The organism is Stenotrophomonas sp. MMGLT7, from assembly GCF_021168555.1.
In the GTDB taxonomy this organism is placed as follows: domain Bacteria; phylum Pseudomonadota; class Gammaproteobacteria; order Xanthomonadales; family Xanthomonadaceae; genus MMGLT7.
Window position 1 is genome coordinate 348,596 of record NZ_JAJOZS010000002.1, and the last position, 19,372, is coordinate 367,967.

At 68.9% G+C, this 19,372-nt stretch carries 19 protein-coding genes and 1 other RNA gene; 13 read left to right on the plus strand and 7 right to left on the minus strand.

The genetic code is table 11. The features are described 5' to 3' along the window. Window positions 1-109: 109 nt before the first annotated feature. Window positions 110-1,432: a Xaa-Pro dipeptidase gene (pepQ, locus tag LRX76_RS04245; protein WP_231802405.1), complete on the plus strand. Its 1,323-nt coding sequence runs from the start codon at window positions 110-112 to the stop codon at window positions 1,430-1,432. Window positions 1,433-1,525: 93 nt separating this feature from the next. On the opposite strand, the gene LRX76_RS04250 is transcribed toward pepQ, so the two are convergent. After that, window positions 1,526-2,881, minus strand: coding sequence for an aminopeptidase P N-terminal domain-containing protein (locus tag LRX76_RS04250; RefSeq protein ID WP_231802407.1), 1,356 nt, complete (start codon window positions 2,879-2,881; stop codon window positions 1,526-1,528). Further along, a complete protein-coding gene (locus LRX76_RS04255; protein WP_231802409.1) occupies window positions 2,881-3,429 on the minus strand; it encodes a UPF0149 family protein in 549 nt (182 codons plus the stop codon). The genes LRX76_RS04250 and LRX76_RS04255 overlap by 1 nt, the downstream gene beginning before the upstream one ends. A gap of 178 nt (window positions 3,430-3,607) precedes the next feature. On the opposite strand from LRX76_RS04255, the gene LRX76_RS04260 reads away from it, so the two are divergent. The 8 genes from LRX76_RS04260 to LRX76_RS04295 all read left to right on the plus strand — a co-directional run bounded on the left by LRX76_RS04260 (window position 3,608) and on the right by LRX76_RS04295 (window position 7,366). Next, window positions 3,608-3,829, plus strand: coding sequence for a TIGR02449 family protein (locus LRX76_RS04260; protein WP_231802411.1), 222 nt, complete (start codon window positions 3,608-3,610; stop codon window positions 3,827-3,829). After that, on the plus strand, window positions 3,826-4,125 hold the full coding sequence (locus LRX76_RS04265) for a cell division protein ZapA (protein ID WP_231802413.1): 300 nt from the start codon (window positions 3,826-3,828) through the stop codon (window positions 4,123-4,125). Before LRX76_RS04260 ends, LRX76_RS04265 begins: the two co-directional genes overlap by 4 nt. Before the next feature lie 98 nt (window positions 4,126-4,223). Next, a non-coding RNA gene (gene ssrS, locus LRX76_RS04270) (6S RNA) lies at window positions 4,224-4,408 on the plus strand. A 328-nt stretch (window positions 4,409-4,736) separates the two neighbouring features. Then, window positions 4,737-5,327: a 5-formyltetrahydrofolate cyclo-ligase gene (locus LRX76_RS04275; protein WP_231802415.1), complete on the plus strand. Its 591-nt coding sequence runs from the start codon at window positions 4,737-4,739 to the stop codon at window positions 5,325-5,327. Next, complete coding sequence (locus LRX76_RS04280) at window positions 5,324-5,794, plus strand: EVE domain-containing protein (RefSeq protein WP_231802417.1); 471 nt, start codon at window positions 5,324-5,326, stop codon at window positions 5,792-5,794. The genes LRX76_RS04275 and LRX76_RS04280 overlap by 4 nt, the downstream gene beginning before the upstream one ends. Window positions 5,795-5,958: 164 nt before the next feature. Next, complete coding sequence (rpiA, locus tag LRX76_RS04285) at window positions 5,959-6,606, plus strand: ribose-5-phosphate isomerase RpiA (RefSeq protein ID WP_231802419.1); 648 nt, start codon at window positions 5,959-5,961, stop codon at window positions 6,604-6,606. A 93-nt stretch (window positions 6,607-6,699) separates the two neighbouring features. Then, window positions 6,700-6,921 carry an AbrB/MazE/SpoVT family DNA-binding domain-containing protein gene (locus tag LRX76_RS04290; protein WP_231802648.1) on the plus strand — a complete coding sequence of 74 codons (222 nt, stop codon included), beginning with the start codon at window positions 6,700-6,702 and terminating at the stop codon, window positions 6,919-6,921. Between the two features lie 10 nt (window positions 6,922-6,931). After that, entirely contained in the window at window positions 6,932-7,366 is a 435-nt protein-coding gene (locus LRX76_RS04295; protein ID WP_231802421.1) for a Fic family protein, read from the plus strand. Between the two features lie 60 nt (window positions 7,367-7,426). Here the strand turns inward: LRX76_RS04295 and LRX76_RS04300 are convergent, their stop codons facing one another. Continuing rightward, complete coding sequence (locus LRX76_RS04300; RefSeq protein WP_231802423.1) at window positions 7,427-7,801, minus strand: helix-turn-helix domain-containing protein; 375 nt, start codon at window positions 7,799-7,801, stop codon at window positions 7,427-7,429. Window positions 7,802-8,002: 201 nt separating this feature from the next. Here LRX76_RS04300 and LRX76_RS04305 point away from each other — a divergent pair, with 201 nt between their 5' ends. The 3 genes from LRX76_RS04305 to LRX76_RS04315 all read left to right on the plus strand — a co-directional run bounded on the left by LRX76_RS04305 (window position 8,003) and on the right by LRX76_RS04315 (window position 10,063). After that, a complete protein-coding gene (locus LRX76_RS04305) occupies window positions 8,003-8,569 on the plus strand; it encodes a hypothetical protein (protein ID WP_231802425.1) in 567 nt (188 codons plus the stop codon). Window positions 8,570-8,693: 124 nt separating this feature from the next. Further along, window positions 8,694-9,146, plus strand: coding sequence for a DUF192 domain-containing protein (locus tag LRX76_RS04310; RefSeq protein ID WP_231802427.1), 453 nt, complete (start codon window positions 8,694-8,696; stop codon window positions 9,144-9,146). Window positions 9,147-9,217: 71 nt separating this feature from the next. Then, window positions 9,218-10,063, plus strand: a complete 846-nt coding sequence (locus tag LRX76_RS04315) for a SirB1 family protein (RefSeq protein ID WP_231802429.1) — start codon at window positions 9,218-9,220, stop codon at window positions 10,061-10,063. A gap of 170 nt (window positions 10,064-10,233) precedes the next feature. Here the strand turns inward: LRX76_RS04315 and LRX76_RS04320 are convergent, their stop codons facing one another. The 4 genes from LRX76_RS04320 to LRX76_RS04335 form a co-directional block, all read right to left on the minus strand. Continuing rightward, window positions 10,234-10,425, minus strand: coding sequence for a rubredoxin (locus tag LRX76_RS04320; protein WP_231802431.1), 192 nt, complete (start codon window positions 10,423-10,425; stop codon window positions 10,234-10,236). Between the two features lie 218 nt (window positions 10,426-10,643). Continuing rightward, window positions 10,644-12,404, minus strand: coding sequence for a M14 family metallopeptidase (locus LRX76_RS04325; RefSeq protein WP_231802650.1), 1,761 nt, complete (start codon window positions 12,402-12,404; stop codon window positions 10,644-10,646). A 438-nt stretch (window positions 12,405-12,842) separates the two neighbouring features. Next, window positions 12,843-14,075 (minus strand): dipeptidase, encoded by a 1,233-nt coding sequence (locus LRX76_RS04330; protein WP_231802433.1) that lies wholly within the window; start codon window positions 14,073-14,075, stop codon window positions 12,843-12,845. A gap of 135 nt (window positions 14,076-14,210) precedes the next feature. After that, window positions 14,211-17,435: a TonB-dependent receptor gene (locus tag LRX76_RS04335; RefSeq protein WP_231802435.1), complete on the minus strand. Its 3,225-nt coding sequence runs from the start codon at window positions 17,433-17,435 to the stop codon at window positions 14,211-14,213. 472 nt (window positions 17,436-17,907) lie between these two features. Between LRX76_RS04335 and hemL the strand changes: the two genes are divergently transcribed. Continuing rightward, window positions 17,908-19,200 carry a glutamate-1-semialdehyde 2,1-aminomutase gene (gene hemL, locus LRX76_RS04340; RefSeq protein WP_231802437.1) on the plus strand — a complete coding sequence of 431 codons (1,293 nt, stop codon included), beginning with the start codon at window positions 17,908-17,910 and terminating at the stop codon, window positions 19,198-19,200. Window positions 19,201-19,372 lie beyond the last annotated feature (172 nt).

A 19,372-nucleotide genomic window follows, 5' to 3' on the forward strand; every position in this document is an offset into this window, starting at 1 on the left:
TGCGACAGGCAGGCCCGCCATCGCGCCGGCTCGCTCCCGAAGACTGCGGCAGCCGGCCGATTGCGGCAGAATTGCGCTTTGCCCTCGCAACAACGAAGAGACCGCCGCAATGAACCTGCCTGATCCCAGCGTCCTGTATTCCGATCACCTGGACGAGCTCAGGCGGCGCGCCGACGAGGCGCTGGCACGCGGCGGCTTCGATCACCTGGTGGTACCCAGCGGCACCGCGCACTACCAGGTCTTCGACGACCGCGACTATCCGTATGCGGTGAACCCGCAGTTCAAGGCCTGGCTGCCGCTCACGCACGTGCCCGACAGCTGGCTGGTGTACACGCCGGGCAAGCGCCCGCAGGTGATCTTCCACCAGCCGCACGACTACTGGCACGTGGTGCCGGCCGCGCCCAGCGGCTGGTGGGTCGAGCATTGCGACATCCACATCATCCGCAGCCCCGAGCAAGCGCTGCCGCTGCTGCCGCCGGCCGCCCGCAGCGCGATCCTGGGCGAGCCGCAGAGCGCGCTGGGCGACCATGGGCCCAACAACCCGCAGCCGGTGATCGACTACCTGGAGTACCACCGCACCTACAAGACGCCCTACGAGATCGCGCTGATGCGGCAGGCGCAGGTACTGGCCGTGCGTGGCCACCGCGCCGCCGAGGCCGCCTTCCGCGAAGGCCGCAGCGAATTCGCCATCCACATGGCCTACTGCGCCGCGGTCGGCCAGGACGCCACCGAGCTGCCGTACGGGAACATCGTCGCCCTCAACGAGCACGGCGCCGTGCTGCACTACACGCAGATGCAGACCGAGGTGCCGTCGCCGCTGCGCAGCTTCCTGATCGACGCCGGCGCCGGTACCGGCGGCTACGCCAGCGACATCACCCGCACCTACGCCGCCGAAGCCGGCAGCGAGTTCCAGGCGCTGATCGATGCGGTGGATGCGGCGCAGGTCGGAATGGGCCGGGCCGTGCGTGCCGGCTTCGACTACAAGCAGCTGCACCTCGATGCCCACCTTGCGCTGGCCAGCATTCTCCGGGACTTCGGCGTGATCAAGGTCTCCGCCGAGGAGGCGCTGGCCACCGGCGTCAGCGCCGCGTTCTTCCCGCACGGCATCGGCCACCTGCTGGGCCTGCAGGTGCACGACGTCGCCGGCTTCGCCGCCAGCGACCGCGGCGGCCGCATCGAGCGCCCGGCCGGCCATCCCTACCTGCGCCTGACCCGGGTGCTGGAACCGGGCATGGTGGTGACCATCGAGCCGGGCATCTACTTCGTGGACATGCTGCTGGACGAGGTGAACAAATCCGGCCACGGCGCCAGCGTGGACTGGAACCGGGTGGCGCAGTTCAAGCCCTACGGCGGCATCCGCATCGAGGACAACATCCTGTGCACCGAAGGCGAGCCGGACAACCTGACACGGCCGCTGTTCGCGGCACACTGAGCAATCCCGACAGGCATGTGCAACCCCCTGTAGGAGCGACTTCAGTCGCGATGAAGCTTTACCGGTAAATCCCCATCGCGACTGAAGTCGCTCCTACAGATCGCCCGGTCGCTGCAGGGCCTGGCCGCGATCGGCCATCACCGCCTCGATCTCGTCGGCACTGCGCGCCAGCGCGGCAGTCAATACGCGATGGCCGTCCCCGGTGATGACCACGTCGTCCTCGGTGCGGATGCCGATGCCGCGCCAGCGGGCATCCACCGAGGTGTCGTCCGGGCGGACGTAGATACCGGGTTCGACCGTGAACACCATCCCCGGCTCCAGCAGCCGCGACTCGCCGGCGAGCTGGTAGTCGCCGACGTCGTGCACGTCCAGCCCCAGCCAGTGCCCGGTCTTGTGCGGGTAGAAGCGCCGGTAGCTGCGCTCCACCAGGTTCGGTTCCAGCCGGCCCTTGAGCAGGCCGAGTTGCAGCAGGCCCTCGGTGAGCACCTCGATCGCGGCCAGGTGGCCATCCTCGTAGGCGATGCCGGGCCGCGCCTGTTCCAGTGCCGCGGCCTGCATCCGCCCCACCAGGTCGTGCAGCGCGCGCTGCTCGCGGCTGAAGCGGCCGCTCACCGGGAACGTGCGGCTGATGTCGGCGGCGTAGCCGCGGTACTCGGCACCGGCATCGACCAGCACCAGATCGCCGTCGCCGCAGCGTGAATTGTTGGCACGATAGTGCAGCACGCAGCCGTTGCCGCCGGCACCGACGATGCTGCCATAGGCCGGCCAGGCGTCGGCGGCGCGGAACTCGCGTTCGATCTCGGCCTGCAGCTGGTACTCGTGCACGCCCGGACGCACCGCGCGCATCGCCGCCAGGTGCGCACGAACGCTGACGTCGGCGGCCTGCTGCATCAGCGCGATCTCGGCCGGCGACTTGAACAGGCGCTGCTCGTGCAGCAGGTGGCCCAGCTCCAGGAACTCGTGCGGCGGCTGCGCGCCGTGGCGTACCTGCGCACGCACGCGGTTGACCCAGCCGATCAGCTTGAGGTCGAAGTCGGCATCGCGACCGAAGTGGTAGTACACCCGCGAGCGCCCTTCCAGCAGTCCGGGCAGGATCTCGTCGAGGTCGTCGATGGGATAGGCATCGTCCATGCCGTAGCGCTCGACCACGCCCTCGGGGCCGGCGCGCGGACCGTCCCAGGCCTCGCGCTCGGGATCGCGGTCGCGGCAGAACAGGATGACCTCGCCATGGCGGCGGCCGGGCACCAGCACCAGCACCGCATCGGCTTCCTCGAACCCGCTCAGGTACCAGAAGTCCGAGTCCTGCCGGTACGGATAGAAGGTGTCGTGGCTGCGCACGCGCTCGGGCGCGGCCGGCAGCACCAGGATGGCGTTCTCGCCGGCCATCCCCATCAGTTGCCGGCGACGGCGCGCGTACTCGGCCGTACCGATCCCGGTGCGCCGCTTCATCAGTTCAGGCGCTGGCGGTGGCGCGCCCCGAGGACGCGGTCGCTGTGCAGCAGCAGCACGGCCACGCGCACGAACTCCTCGATCTCGGCCAGCGCCGATTCGTCCTCCTCGGCGCTCTCGAACTCCTCGCCCGCGGCCTGGGCCAGGCGCGCCAGGTCGTTCAGCGCCTCCTCGGACTCCTCCGACAGCGCCGGCTGGCCGCCCGCGGCAAGGCCGAAGCCGCCCAGGAAGGCCCGGCACCATTCGAACAGCGCCGCGGTGCGCTGCGCCAGCTCGGCATCGTCGCCAGCCAGCAGCAGTTCGAAGGCGAAGTCCCGGTTCTCCAGCTGTTCGGCCGTGGCCTGGCGCATGCGGTCCAGGGCATCCCCTGGCGACGGCTCCGGCAGGTCCTCGTCGGCCATCACCTTCGCCGGCCAGCCAGCCACGTCGGCGCCGCCGCCGCCGGCCAGCCAGCCGCACAGCGCACCGTGCAGTTCGGAGACGCTCGCGGCAAGGCCCAGCTGGCGGCTGGCCTGTTCGAGTTCGGTGACTTCGGGCAGTTCGGTCATGCGGATTTCCAGTGTCGGGCGGAGCCGTGACGGCGTGACGGCGTGACGGCGGCATCGGTTAGTGTAGGGCGTGTCATCGATTCCCGGACAGCTCGTGCCGTCCGGAAACCGACGCCTGCACCGGGTGCCACCATCGGCGCCTTGACCGCCATCGCGCCCCATGCCTATCGTGCCGCCTATGGACAACGCCGATATCCTCGCCCAGTTGCAAGCCCTGTCGGCCCGCATCCAGTTGCTGGCCGAGCGCAGCCAGCGGCTGGCCGAGGAGAACCGCAGCCTGCGCCAGCAGCACGAGCAGTTGCTGGGCGAACGCTCGCAACTGCTGAGCAAGAACGAGCAGGCGCGCTCGCGCGTGGAGGCCATGATCACCCGGCTCAAGTCGCTGGAGCAGCACACGTGAGCACTACCGCACCGGTCAGCGTCCGCATCCTCGACCGCGAGTACACCGTGGGCGTGGAGGAGAACGAGCGCGACAGCCTCACCGCCGCCGCGCGCCTGCTCGACCTGCGCATGCGCGAGATCCGCGGCAGCAACCGCATGGCCGGGGTGGACCGCATCGCCGTGCTGGCCGCGCTCAACCTGGCGCACGAACTGCAGCAGCTGCGCGACGATCAGGCGCAGACCCAGCGCGAGCTGGCGCGCACGCTGGACGAGCTCAACCGCCAGCTCGATCGCGCCACCCATACGCTGGACTGAAGCCCAATACGCGCGGCGATTGGAAAAATGAATCCGCAGGGAACGGGAACAGTTCTGTCGCACTAGCCAGATCGCGGCAGCCGGCTATAATCGGCTTGCGTTCTCTGCCGTGAACGACGGCGTGTGCAAACATTCGCCTTGTCCCTTAATGACGACCACGGGGGCGCGACGAAGCCGGGTGTGCAGGTCTGCCTTGCAGCGGAAAGCCCGATGGTTTCCCAGCGTCCCCACTTGAACCCCGGGTTCAAGGTCGTTTCGCACGCATCGTCATGGCGGAGAATGCAATATTCCGGAACGGCGCCGAAAGGCGCCGTTCCTTTTTTTGTGCGGGCCTCTCGCACAATCCCGCATATCCCCATGCGTGCATGGTTGCCCCGCCCCGGCACCGGTGTCGCGACAGCGCTCGAATGCCGGTAGTGCGCGCCGCCGTCGGCTTGCAGCGCAAGCCGCCGAACGCCACCAGGACTGCCCGTCCTGGCAAGTTCCGCAATGCGGCGATGCGAGTCGAGGACAGGTCCCGGACCGGCATTCGAGCGCGGTCGCGGCACGGGAGTATTGGCTGCGGCCGCGCCGGCATCGACAATGCCGGCGTACTCCACGGCCCACGCCCGATGACCGCCCACGACCGCGACACCCTGCGCCGGCAGCTGCGCGAACGCCGCCGCGCCATTCCCGCCGCCGAACGCATCGCCGCCGCCGACGCACTGGCGCAGCGCCTGCTCGCCCTGCCCTTCGTCCCGGCCAGCGGCCACGTCGCCGGCTACTGGGCCGCGGACGGGGAGATCGCCCTGCACCGCTGGCAGCTGAGCCTGCCGGCCGGGGTCGTCTACTGCCTGCCGGTACTGCACGGGCAGGTCCTGCGCTTCGCCCCGTGGCGCCCCGGGCAGGCGCTGACGAGCAACCGCTTCGGCATCCCCGAGCCGGACATCGATCCGGCACAGGCGCTGCCGGCCGAGGCCATGGCGCTGGTGGCGATGCCGCTGGTCGGCTTCGACGGCGCCGGCAACCGGCTCGGCATGGGAGGCGGCTGGTATGATCGCAGCTTCGCTTTCCGGCAGCGCCAGGCGCCGCCGCCGTGGCTGGTCGGCGTCGGCTTCGCCGCGCAACGGCTGCCGTCGCTGGCCGTCGCCGGCTGGGACGTGCCGGCCGACGCGATCTGCACGGAACGCGAAACCCTCCTCCTGCAAAGCCCTTCCGCATGACCGCCCGCAAGCGCTACTGGCTGATGAAGTCCGAACCGGACGCGTTCTCCATCGACGACCTGCAGCGCGTCGGCACCGAGCCATGGAACGGCGTGCGCAACTACCAGGCACGCAACTTCATGCGCGACGGCATGAAGGTCGGCGATGGCATCCTGTTCTACCACTCCAACTGCAAGGTGCCCGGCATCGTCGGCACCGCCACGGTGGCCAGCCCGGCCTATCCGGACGACACCCAGTTCGATCCGAAGTCGGACTACCACGACCCCAAGGCCACCCGCGAGCAACCGCGCTGGTACCTGGTGGACGTGGCGTTCGAGCGCAAGCTGGCGCAGGCCATCCCGCTGGAACGGATCAAGCAGCACGCCGACGAGCTCGGCGAGGGCTTCGCGCTGACCGCCCGCGGCAACCGGCTGTCGGTGTTCCCGGTCACCGCGGCGCAATGGAAGCTGCTGCTGTCGCTCGAATGACCCCACGAATCCTGCAAAAGCAACTGCAGAAGCGACCGTAGGAGCGACTTCAGTCGCGATGGGGCTTTCCTAGTAACGCCCGATCGCGACTGAAGTCGCTCCTGCAACAGCCGTCCCGCAGCCGCAGCTGTACACATCCCCACACTCCACACACGAGAATCCCCATGTCCGAAGCAAAGCGCCTGGCCGCCGAGAAGGCCATCGAGTTCGTCGACAACGGCATGGTCGTCGGCGTCGGCACCGGCTCCACCGTGGCCTACTTCATCGATGCGCTGGCGCGGATCCAGGATCGCATCGCCGGCGCGGTGTCCAGCTCCGAGCAGAGTACCGCCCGGCTGAAGCAGCATGGCATCGAGGTACTGGACCTCAACCACACCGGCAACCTGTCGCTGTACGTGGACGGCGCCGACGAATGCGATCCGGGCAAGTGCCTGATCAAGGGCGGCGGCGCCGCGCTGACACGCGAGAAGATCATCGCCGAGGCAAGCGAGAAGTTCGTCTGCATCGTCGATCCCAGCAAGCAGGTACCGGTGCTGGGCCGGTTCCCGCTGCCGGTGGAAGTCATCCCGATGGCACGCAGCCTGGTGGCGCGCGAGATCCTCGCCCGCACCGGCGGCCAGCCGGTCTGGCGCGACGGCACCGTCACCGACAACGGCAACCTCATCCTCGATGTGCACCACCTGTCGATCACCGACCCGGTGGCGGTGGAGCGCGATCTCAACCAGATCCCCGGCGTGGTCACCGTGGGCCTGTTCGCCCGCCGACGCGCCGACGTGGTGATCGTCGGCGGCGAACCGCCGCAGGTGCTCTGAGCGCAGCGACCGAGGTCGCGGCAGCGCCGCTTGCCGCTGCCGGCGCGCGCGTACAACATTGGTTACAACGTCGAACGCGACCGGAACACCGCCATGAAGCTGAAGATCACCACCATCGGCAATTCCGCCGGCGTCATCCTGCCGAAGGAACTGCTGGCACGGCTGCGCGTGGACAAGGGCGACGAGCTCTACGCGGTCGAAACCCCGGACGGCATCCGCCTGAGCGCCTACGACCCCGAGCTGGCCGCGCAGATGGAAATGGCCGAACAGGTCATGCGCAACCGTCGCGATCTGCTGCGCAAGCTTGCCCAGTAGCGGGGGCGCCATGATCGTCTGGATCGAACGCGCCCTTGCCCTGGCCATCCACGAGCGGCAGCTGGCCGAGCATGGCGGCAGTTCCGGCGTGCGCGACGAAGCCCTGCTGGAATCCGCCCTGGCCCGCCCGCAGCGGTTGCATGCCTACGGCGAGCCGCCGCCGGACCTGGCCGACCTTGCGGCCAGTCTGGCCTTTGGCCTTGCGCGCAATCGTCCTTTCATCGACGGCAACAAGCCCACCGCCGCGGTCGCCACCGAAACCTTCCTGCTGCTCAACGGCGCCGCGCTGCAGGCAAGCGACCTCGAGTTGTATCCGCTGTATCTCGCCCTGGCCGATGGCTCGCTACCCGAGGCCGACTTCGCCGCCTGGCTACGCCCGCGGCTGAAGCCGGAAGCCGGCCGCACCGTGCAGGAACCGGCCACGCGCTACCGGCGCCAGCGCTGAGCCACCGCTGCGGCCGGTGCCATTGCCCGTGCCGGCCGCCGCAACGGCACGGCCAGACGCTCACGCCTTGGCCAGTGCCCGTATCAGTTCGCCGACCAGTTCCCGCTGCTTGGCGGGCAAGGCCAGGAAGGCATCGACGATCTCGCGTTCGCGTGCACCGACCGCTGGCCAGACGGTGAGCGGCTCGGATACGCGGCGGCCTCCGTAGCGCAGCCATTGCGGCTCCACGCCAAACAGTTCGGCCAGTACCTGCAGCTTGTCCTGCTCGGGATAGGAGCGGCCGCGAAGCCAGCGCGAGGCGGATTGGAAACTCACCGAGCGTCCCCGGTAGCGCGCATTGAACACACGGAACAGCGTCGCCGGCCGGGGCTCGTATCCCGCCGCACGCATTGCCTCGGCCAGCCGGCTGGCGAATTCCTCACGCTCGTTGCTCATGCCCCGGAACGTTACGGAGCACGTTCAACGCCATTTCACCAGTTGAGTGCATTATGATTAACTTATCGAGTGCATGCGAGTGTCCAGCGGCGCGACGCGGGGCCGTACATCGCCGCCACACGCATGCCATCGGAGCCGGCTCCGCGACCGCCGCCCTCGCCCGGAGGTCCGCGATACAGGTCCACCACAAGGAGATACGCCATGTTCCCGTGCCGATCGACGCAGGCCTGGTTCGCCGCAACCGATGCCGGTGCTTCCGGACCGGAAGCCAACTACCTCCAGGTGGACTACGCCCGCCGCTACGCCGGCCTGCTGCGCCTGCACCCGGAGCGGGCGGTCGCCATCGCCGAGCTGTGCCTGTTCCGCTTCTGGCTGACCTGCTGCGTTCACTGCCACGGCTGCCTGCACACGGCTGACGCCATGCCCGTCGTCCTGCCGCCCCGTGACTGGCCGCTGCCGCTGCGGGCCGACGGATACGAGATCGAACGCGTGCTGGGCGGCTGGATCGGCAGCCTGGTGGAAAGCCGCTTCGACCTGTACGACCGCTTCTTCACCCTCGGCCGCCGCGACGACGATCCCCAGGGAATCAAGGCGGTCTCGCTGGCGCTGGCCTGCCAGCTGTTCGCCGAGCCCACGCCCGCCATCGTCTCGATGATCGAGGCCGAGACCCGGCAACTGTTCCAGGCCCAGGTGCTGGCCGGCTCCGTCACGACGCGGGCACCGGTCGTCGAACCGGCCGATCCTGCCGGGGCGGTCGACCCGGCCTGAAGCGCCCGCCCGCCACGATCGAGCCGACGCCACCGCAACGGCAGCCCGCCCCGTCGCCAGCCGCTTGACGCCGCGCCGCGCTTCACCGAAGGTGCGCGACGATCACTGCCACCGGAACGCCACGATGACGCCCCTGCTCCGCTTCGCCGCACTCGCCTTCCTGTTCGTGCTCAGCGGCTGCGCCAGTGCCGGCGGCACCTGGGTCGAACTGGGCGGCCAGCGCTACCAGGTGGAGATCGCCCAGGACGACGCCACCCGCGCGCGCGGGCTGATGTTCCGCGATTCGATGCCCGCCGACCACGGCATGCTGTTCATCCACGACTACGAGGAACCGCAGGCGTACTGGATGAAGAACTGCAAGATCGCGCTGGACATCCTCTACTTCGACAGCGCCCGCAGGCTGGTGGCGCAACAGCGCAATGTGCCGCCCTGCTCGGCCGGCAACGCCTGCCCCTCCTACCCCAGCCGCAAGCCCGCGCGCTACGTGCTCGAGCTCAACGCCGGGCAGGCGGACAAGCTGGACCTGAAGGATGGCCAGGAACTGGGCTTCGGCCCCGCGGTGCCCGCGCCGCACTGAGCGCTACCCGCGCCTGACCGGGATTGACCGGCGGGCTTGAACCGCAGCGGATTTGCCTCCAGTCTTCCGCCATGGGGGATCGACTGACACTGCCCGACTGGAACTCGCTGGCGAATCTGGACGACGACGCGCTGCCGCTGCTGTCCAGCGCCCTGCTGATCGCGCACGACGAGTACCCGCAGTTGGACGCCGCGCAATACGACGCGCTGGTGCAGAGCCACGCCAACCACCTGCGCACCGAGGTCGACTCCATCGAGCTGTGGCCGCTGAAGATGGCCGCCATCAACCGCCACCTGTTCGACGAACTGGGCTACGCCGGCGACCACGACGAGTACTACGACCCGCGCAACAGCTACCTCAACCAGGTGTTCGAGCGCCGCCGCGGCAACCCGATCTCGCTGGCGCTGGTGCAGATGGAGGTCGCGCGCCGGCTGGGCGTGCCGCTGGACGGTGTGTCCTTCCCCGGCCACTTCCTGGTACGGCTGCCGGTGGACGACGGCCTGCTGGTGATGGACCCGTTCAACGGCGGCCGGCCGCTGGGCGTGGACGAACTGCGCGAGCGCGCGCGAACGCACCTGGGCGGGCAGATACCGGACGACCGGGTGCTGCTGCAGATCCTCGACCCGGCGCCGCACCGGGCGATCCTGGTGCGCATCCTGCGCAACCTGCAGAGCGCGTATGCCGAGCGCGAGCAGTGGGACCGCGCCGCGCGCAGTGCCGACCGCGTGCTCAAGCTCGTGCCCGACCAGCCCGAGGCGCTGCGCGATCGCGGCCTGGCCTACCAGCAGCTGGACTACCGCTCGGGCGCGCGCCAGGACCTGTCGCGCTACCTGCAGCTGAACCCGGAAGCGGACGATGTCGCCGCGGTCCGCGAGCGGCTGATCGAACTGAACACGCAGCCGCAGCGGATGCACTGAGCGGTCGCGGCGGACGGGGCCACGTCCTCGACTCTGATGAAACCCGGACAACCGCTTTCGTGTAGGAGCGACTTCAGTCGCGATCGCGCTTTACCGGGGAGCCCTGATCGCGACTGAAGTCGCTCCTACAGGTGCCGCCACGCCGCAGCGGGCGATCGACGTCGCCCGGCTCAGCCCAGCTCCACCATCTCGAAATCGTCCTTGGTCACCCCGCAGTCGGGGCAGGTCCAGGTATCGGGGATGTCTTCCCAGCGGGTACCCGGCGCGATGCCTTCCTCCGGCAGTCCGTCGGCCTCGCGGTAGATGAAGCCGCACACGACACACATCCAGGCGCGGAAAGGGGGGGCGACGGCGTCGGTCATGGGGTCTCGGCGGGATCGTTCGGCGGCCGCACATTGTCCCACTCCCGCCCGGGCACCGGAAGCTGCGCGGCTGAACGCCGCGAGGCGCGGTGCCGCCATGCTGCGGCGCGCGGGCGCGCGCGATCCGGGACACATGCCAGGCCAGCGCCGCTCGATGCGAAAAGTTCGCCGACCGCGGCGCGGGCCGGGGGCACGGCGAGCTTTAGGCCGCACAAGCGCTACCGCGCCGGCACCCGCGACAGCGGCTCATCCAACCGGTACACCGGGTACAGGTTCAGGCTCGGGTCCCACGACGCATGACGGCGCGCGAAGAAGGCCAGCCGCGCGCGCGGGTCGCGGGCGAAGTCGGCGTCCTCGCCCAGCTTCTTCGCGAACTCGGCCGCCACCGCGGGATCGCGCAGCTGCTGAATGGCCACCTCCTCGGCGACATAGGCCTCCATGTACTCCTTGGGCTCGAACATGGTGTTGAACTCGCCCCAGGCCAGCAACGAATCCGGCGCCTGCGGTTCCAGCAGCGCCACCAGCAGCCGCGCCCTGGGCTGGGCGATCGGCACGAACAGCGAGCCGGCCGCCACGTCCTGCCGCTCGTCCTGCCATTGCCCGTCCACCTCGGCACGCTGGCGGCCTTCGAACGAGGCCGCCGCCAGTTCGACCCGGGTGGCGCGGAAGACCTGCACCGGGCGCTGCGCCTGCGCCGTGGCGACCGGCTGGTAGGCGATGCCGTGCAGGTCCAGCAGCGGAGCGATGCGCACGGCCTGCGCGGCCGGCACCAGGTAGCCTGCGCGCGGCGCGGTGGCGCTCACCGCGGGCACCACCTCGTCGTACAGCGGCACGCGCCAGACCTGCGGCCTGCTTTCGTCGTAGCGCGTCGCCAGCGCGCCGGACACCGGCGAGGGCGTGCGCTTGTAGGCGTAGCCGAGGAAGTCCACCGGGTGCGAGGTGTCGCTGGCCTTCCAGTCCAGCGCCAGCGGCTGGCCGCCCAGCGTGGCGGCACGGGCATCGGCCGCCTGCGCGGCCTGCAGCCAGGCCGGTCCGTGGACGGCGGCATCGCTGGCCAGATCGACGATGAAGTTGCGGGTTATCCGCACCCGGGTGGCGTAGTCCTTCCACGAATGGGTCTCCACCAGCACGGCGAAGCGGTTGCGCAGCGGGAAATAGCCGGTGGAGAAGCGCGGCTCGTAGACGTTGGCGGCGAAGCCGGAAGCCGGGTCGTCGCGGCGCAGCAGGCTGGGATAGTACGGAAGCGGCAGCGAGCCCTGCTCGCCCAGCCGCGCCAGCAGGCGATCGCTCAATGACCGGCCCAGCTGCGCCAGCTGCGCATCGCCGGCATGCAGCGGCTCGATCTGCACCGCCACGTCGTGCTGGAACTGCGCGCCATCGGTGGCATGCAGGTCCGCCATCAGGATCGGATCCCACTGCGCGACCAGCCCCAGCATCGCCCGCATCTCGGGCGCATCGGCCTTCATGTAGTCGCGGTTGAGGTTGTAGTTCTGCGCGGTGGCGCGCTTGCCCATTTCGCGGGGGCCGCGCTGGTTGGGACGGTTCCAGCGCGCGAAGCGTTCGTGCCCATCGACGTTGAACACCGGCACGAACACCAGCACCAGCCTGTCCAGCGCGCCGGGGGCGGCCTCGCCGTCGAGCATCTGCCGCAATGCCAGCAGGCCGGCATCCTTGCCCTCGATCTCGCCGGCGTGGATGCCGCCCTGGACCAGCAGCACCGGCAGGCGGCGCGCGCGCGCGGCCTGCGCATCGAGCGCACCGCTGCGCGAGGCCACCAGCGCCAGCAACGGGCGTCCTTCCGGCGTGGTCCCGAACCGCGTGCAGCGCACGGCCTGCGGATAGGCCTGGGCAAAGGCCGGACACAGCGCTTCCACCTCGGCATAGCGCCCGGTCTCGACGAAGCGCGAACGTTCGCCCACGGTGGTCAACGCGGCGTTCTCGCGCGCGGCGGCAGGCACGACGAGCGCCACCAGCCACAGACCCAGCGCCGCGACCGCGCTGCGGGAGAGCCGCGGCGCCCGGCCCGGCGACGGCGATCGCGGACTGTCATCGCTGGCTCTCGCCCATGCCTCCGTCTTGGCGTCACCGGCACCCGGACACGACCCGCCTGTCTTCATCGCCATCCTGCTTCCTGCCGCGTGCGCGGCGCCATCGGAAAAACTGCTTCATGCCACAGGCGGCGGCGCACGTCACCTGGCGCCGGTGCTGACGGCACGACGCCGCCTCCAAAAGGGTGTCTCCCCACTCTTGCGCGCAACAACGGTGCTGCCGCGCCGAAGCCATCCGCCACCCTCCCCGGCAGGGCCGGCAACACCTCCTGTCGGCCTGTCCACGATCCCGACTGCGCATGCCGATCGGCAGCTGACGCGCAGCAACGGCATGCAAGGCCGCACCCCCTAGGAGATCGTGGACAGTTTCTAGAGCTCGGCGAGCGCGGCCGGATCGGCCAGGTCCTGCACCTGCTTGAGCAGACGCAGCAGGTTGCCGCCCCAGATGTTGGCGATCTGCTGCTCGCTGTAGCCGGCCTGGAGCAGCGCCTCGGTGATGCGCGGCAGCTGCGAGACGTCCTCCAGCCCGGCCACGCCGCCACCGCCGTCCCAGTCCGCGCCCAGCCCGACATGATCGGGACCGGCCACGTCGAGGATGTGCAGGATGTGCTTCATGTAGTCGTCGAAGGTCGCCTGCCTGATGCCGTACTTGGCATCCAGCGCACGGCGCTTGGCCATCACTTCCTTGTACTGCTCGGGCTTGAGCCCCTGGCGGCCGCCGTAGCCGGCGAACAGCGCGCGCAGCTCGGCGCTGTACTCGGGGCTGCGGTTGGTCGGGATGAGATAGCCGGACAGCGAGTTCACCTGGATCACCCCGCCCTTGGCCGCCAGCTTGCGGATGCGCGCGTCGTCGAGATTGCGCGGATGCGCATTGAGGTCGTGCGATGCGGTGTGCGAGAGGATGATAGGCGCCCTGGACAGCTCGATCAGCTGGTCGAACACCGCATCGGAGGCGTGCGACTGGTCGAGCACGATGCCCAGGCGGTTGGCCTGCGCCACCAGTTCCCTGCCCTTGGGACTGAGGCCGTTCCACTCGGGCCCCTTGGGATCGGTGGACGAATCGGCGAAGTCGTTGTTGGAGGTGTGCACCAGCCCCAGCATGCGCACGCCGAGCCGGTAGTAAGCGGTCAGCAGGCTGGGATCGGCGCTGAGCGGATAGGCGTTCTCGATGCTGATGTAGACCGAGCGCTTGCCGGCGGCCTTGATCCGCGCCGCATCCTCCGGCGTGGTCGCCAGCTCGAACTTGTCGGGATTGGCGGCCACCATCTCGCGGATCTGCGCCAGGCGCTGCAGGCCGAAATCGCGCGCCTGGCGGTTGCCCAGCGCGGTGCGCGGCCCCTGCGCGGTATAGATCACCCAGAAGCCGCCGTCCAGCCCGCCCTCGACCATGCGCGGGTAATCGACCTGGGTGCCGTCCTCGTCGTAATGGTGGTGGTCGAGGATGTTCCAGCCGGGCCGGGCCAGGTTGGCCGGAGTATCCAGGTGCGTGTCCAGCACCGGGAAGCGCTCGTGCAGCGCACGCGCTCGGGTCTGCGCATCGGCGGCCAGAGCGGGAGCAGTGGCCAGCGACAGCAGCAGGGCCGCAAGGATCTTTTTCGACATGGTGTTCCTGCATGACTTGCCCGCCGACCGCAGCCGCCGCCCGGGATGCTGCGGCGTGCGACGGCGCGGTCGAGTGCGGCGATCGATGGAAGGAGCCGGCATGCCACGGAGAGGGGATGGCATGCCGGCAGGAACTCAGAAGTCGTAGCTGACGCTCAGGCGGGCGTAGCGCGGCGTCTGGTAGGCCATGGCCTGGTTCCACAACGGGTTGACGGTGCCGGTGGGCAGCTGCGAGAACGGATAGATATTGGTCGCCGCCTGTTCGTTGGTGATGTTGAACACGTTGAGGTTGAAGGCCAGCTTGCCGTCGGCGAAACCGGGCTTGTAGGTCACGCCCAGGTCGAACTGGCTGACCCAGCTCAGGCGGCCACGCGACCCCGGGGGCGAAGGCTCGCCCTGGCAGAAGTGGTACGGGCCGCCGGTGATCGCGCTGCCGCCGTAGCCGGCCGGATCGGTATTTTTCGGGTCGGTCGGATCCACGTAGTTGCCCAGGCAGTTGCGCGGCGCGCCGGAAATCACACTGGCGTTGCCGGAGACGCCCCACTCCGGTGTCAACTGGTAGTAGCCGTACAGCTTGAGCTGGTGGCGATGGTCGTTGGACTGGTCGCCGTTGAAGTACTCCATCAATGCCGCGTGGTCCCAGCTCTGCGTGGTCGATACCGCCGCCTGGCCCTGGTAGCTGCCCAGCGCGCCGCCGGTGCGCCACAGGTCCGAGCGCAGTTGGCCCTCGGTGGTGCCGTAGCTGTGCGACCACACGTAGTTCGCCTTGGCGTACCACTTGCCGTCGAACGGACGCTCCAGGTTGAACTCGAGCGCCGAGTAGTTGCGCTTGAACTTCGGGAAGCCCTGCTGCTGGCGGCTCACCGAGAGCTCATGCACCTGGCCATCCCAGCCGACCACGCGGTAGATATTGGTTTCGCCCGGGTTGACCGCCGCCGAGCCATAGGTCCTGTCCGGATCCCAGTACCAGAGTTCGCCCTGCAGTTCCTGCGAGGGAAGACCGGCGGCGATGGCGGCGTTCACCAGGCCGGTATTGCCCAGATCCACGTTGACATCGTCTATGCCGACGTTCAGGCGGCGGTGCGTGGCGCGGACGCCGCCCACCCAGCCACTGTCGCCCAGCACTTTGGTGAAGCCGAGGATGATCTCGTCCTGGTTCTCGCCCTTGAGATCCTTGGCCGAGCTGGTCTCGATCGCCTTGCCGTCCACGCCGAACTGGGAATTGGCCGACACCGGGTAGCCCAGCTGGCTGGCGATGATCGGCGTGCCGTCGGGGTTCACCCCGCTGTAGGTGTAGTAGGTGGTGGTGCTGATGGCGGAACCGCCGGAGAACAAGCCGGCGAACGAGTTGCTCGGCAAGCCCAGGTAGTAGCGGCCGACGTTGCCGAACACCTTGAACGAGGAGTCGCCGAACACGTCCCAGCTGAAGCCCACGCGTGGCGCCCACAATGTGTCGGTATCGACGAAGGCCTCACTGGAATTGGGTCGGTAGTTGGCGAACTTGTCGCCACGCAGGCCCAGGCTGAGCAGCAGGTTGTCGGTCACCTGCCACTTGTCCTCGATGTAGTAGGCCTCCTGCTCGGCGCGGTTCGAGTACAGCGAGTTGCTGACGTTCTGGGTCACGTAATAGCCGCTGGCACCGTAGACCGGGTCCACCAACGCCGGGCTGGGCGCGCCGCGGCCGCCGTTGGCGTTCGCCGCGGTGGTGATCAGGCCGCCGCTCTTCACACCATAAGGATCGTCAGTCCGGCCATAGGTCCACGAATAGCCGGGGCCTGAGCTGTAGGAACCCAACTCGTTGCCCTGGGCCTTCTGGTTGTCCACGCCGAAGCTGAGGGTATGCTCGCCCAGGCGCCATTCCAGGTTCAGGCGCAGGTTGTCCTTCCTGTACTCGCGATCGGGCGAGGTGAGCGAGCCGTTGGTGGACGGCTGCCTGCCCTCAATCGGCGTGCCGCCGGTGTACGCCGGGTTCTGCAGCCGGAAGTCGCCGATCACCGGCCCGTTGGCCGGATCGTAATTGGACAGGATCACTTCGTCCGGCGTGGTCATCCGGCCCCACAGCGCGGTCAGGGTGAGGTTGTCACCGAAGTAGCCGGTGTACTTGCCCGTATACAGCGTCGGACCAATCTTCGACTTGGATTCGTCAGTGTCGTACTCGCCGCGCACACGGTTGAGGTAGTCGTATCGGTAGACCCTACCGCTGGTCTCGGCCTCGTCGCTGGCACCGGTCAATTCCAGCAGGTGGTTGTCGGTGATGTACCAGTCCAGCTTGGCGTACCAGCGCTTCTGGTCGTAGTCGTAGTCGGTCAGGCCGCCGCTGCCCGCGTCGCGATTGGGGACGATCCGGACCCCATCGGAATCCACCTTCTCCGCAGCCAGAAAGAAGAACAACCGATCCTGCACAATGGGGCCACCAACGTAGGCGCTATAGGTCGTCTGGTTGGCTTCCGCCTCGCTCAGCGGCTGGTACAGGCCGTTGGCCGCCTTGGCGTACGTGTATGCCCCGGGCTCTTGTCCGGCAGGGAAAGTCGCGGTCTGGCTGTCCGGACGCCAGTAGATGTCCTTCTGCTTGGCCTTGAGGCTGTTCGGCTCCCAGATCACCGACGCACCGAACTTCCACTCGTTGGTGCCGCGCTTGCCGATCTGGTTGATCACGCCGCCGTTGGAACGACCGAACTGCGCGCCGTAGCCGCCGGTGAATATCTCCTGCTGGTCGATCGCGCCGTAGGGCAGGGTCAGGCCGCCGAGGCTGGTGGCCGAGTTGGTGGTGTTGAAGCCATTGAGGTAGTAGGCATTCTCGGAGGCCGCCGAGCCGCCGAAGCTGGGCAGCGAGCCGCCCAGCGGACCGTTGTCGTAGCCGCCGCTGTTGACGACCACGCCCGGTGCCAGCAGCGCGATGGCCTCGGCGCTGCGCCCCAGCGGCAGCTGCTGCAGCTGCTCGGAGGTGATGACGGTACGGGTGTCCACGCTGCTCACGTCGATGGACTGCAGGCTGGTGGCGGTGACGCTGACCCCGTCCAGCGTCTGCACGCCGGCACCGGAGCCGGCGGCTGCAAAGGACACGTCGGTACCGGCACCGACGGTGAGGGTGACGTTCTCGCGCGTGTCCACCACCGCGCCGTCGCGCTTGACCGTGACGGTGTAGGTTCCCAGCGGCAGGTTGCCGGCCGAGTAGCGGCCGCGCGCGTCCACCGGCACCTCGCGACTGAAGCCGCTGTTGTTCTCCAGCAGCACCGTCTCCGAGTTGCTTGCGCCGGCCACCGTTCCGAAAATGCTGCCGGTGGTGGACTGGGCGTAGCTGCTCCCGGCCGCCAGCACGAGCGCAAGGGCCAGGGCATTCCTGTGCAGAATCCGCTTCATCTTCTTTGCTCTCTCCCAAGAGGAAAATTCCGGCGGGCAAGGCCCGGCGGCAATGCACTGCTGAAACAACCCGACCCTCGGACAGCCAAGGTCCCGGTGCCAAATGATCTTGCGCCATCACCTCATGAGGCCGACGCGCGAGATGGCGTGCCCGATGCTAGGCAGGAAAGTTCCGCCACCGCACGGACATCGGCGGGTAGGTGCGGCATCGGCGGGTAGGTCGGCGGTATGCGCGTGGCAGCGACCTGTCCCGGCTGCAGCGCATTTCACCGGGGCCGCATGGGGGCCGAGCAAGGCCTAAAACCGCACCCGGGCCGGCAGCGGCGAGAGCCCCCCTGGTTGCGCGTGCCCGGCCAGAGCGCCTGCAGACACGACGCAGCCTGTCCGGCATGGCGCCGGCAGGCCCCAGTCACGACAATAGGCGCGGGCCACCTGCCGGCCCGTGCCTCCCGCTCCTGCAAGGATCCCAGCAATGAACCACTCCCGCTCCCACGACCTCTTCGCCCAGGCACAGCCGCTGATCCCCGGCGGCGTGAACTCGCCGGTGCGCGCATTCAAGTCGGTCGGCGGCGAGCCGTTCTTCGTCCAGCGTGCCGACGGCCCCTACCTGTACGACGTCGACGGCAACCGCTACATCGACTACGTCGGCTCCTGGGGGCCGATGATCGCCGGCCACAACCATCCGGCCGTGCGCGAGGCGGTGGAGAAGGCCGTGCGCGACGGGCTTTCGTTCGGCGCGCCCTGCCCGGCCGAGGTGACCATGGCCGAGACGATCGCCCGGCTGGTGCCCTCGTGCGAGATGGTGCGCATGGTCAATTCCGGTACCGAGGCCACGCTGTCGGCGATCCGGCTGGCGCGCGGGGCCACCGGCCGCAGCCGCATCGTCAAGTTCGAGGGCTGCTACCACGGCCACGGCGACTCGTTCCTGGTCAAGGCCGGCAGCGGCATGCTGACCCTGGGCGTACCGACCTCGCCGGGGGTGCCGGCGGCGCTGGGCGAGCTGACCTCCACCCTCAGCTACAACGATTTCGAGGCCGCCACCGCGCTGTTCGAGCGGATCGGCGGCGAGATCGCCTGCGTGATCGTGGAACCGGTGGTCGGCAACGCCAACTGCATCCCGCCGCGCGAGGGCTACCTGCAGCACCTGCGCGCACTGTGCACCCGGCACGGCGCGCTGCTGGTGCTGGACGAGGTGATGACCGGCTTCCGCGTGGCGCTGGGCGGCGCCCAGGCCCACTACGGCGTGACCCCGGACCTGACCACCTTCGGCAAGATCATCGGCGGCGGCATGCCGGTCGGCGCCTATGGCGGCCGCCGCGAGCTTATGCAGCAGATCTCCCCGGCCGGCCCGATCTACCAGGCCGGCACCCTGAGCGGCAACCCGGTGGCGATGGCCGCCGGCCTGGCGATGCTGGAACTGGTGCAGGCCCCGGGCTTCCACCAGCGCCTGTCGGAAACCGCCGCCACGCTGTGCCGCGGCCTGGAGGAAGCGGCCCGCGAGGCGGGCGTACCGCTGACCACCAACCAGGTCGGCGGCATGTTCGGCCTGTTCTTCACCGACCAGAAGGTGGAGACCTACGCCCAGGCCACGTCCTGCGACGTGCCCGCCTTCAATCGCTTCTTCCACGCGATGCTGGAACGCGGGGTGTTCCTGGCGCCGTCGGCCTACGAGGCCGGCTTCGTCTCCAGCGCGCACACCGCCGAGGTCGTGGAGCGGACGGTGGAGGCGGCACGCCAGGCCCTGCGCGAAACCGCGTCTGCCTGAGCGGGCAGCCACACCGTGGCAAGGCACGGCCACATCACGGCAAATGGGAACATCTGAAACTTAACGAAGCCTTTACTTCCGACACACTCCTGTCATAAGTTCAATCCCAAGCGTCAAGGGAGGGGCGAAGGGTGGGGACCCGATGATGGCCAGCATCGACGATCCGCCCCAT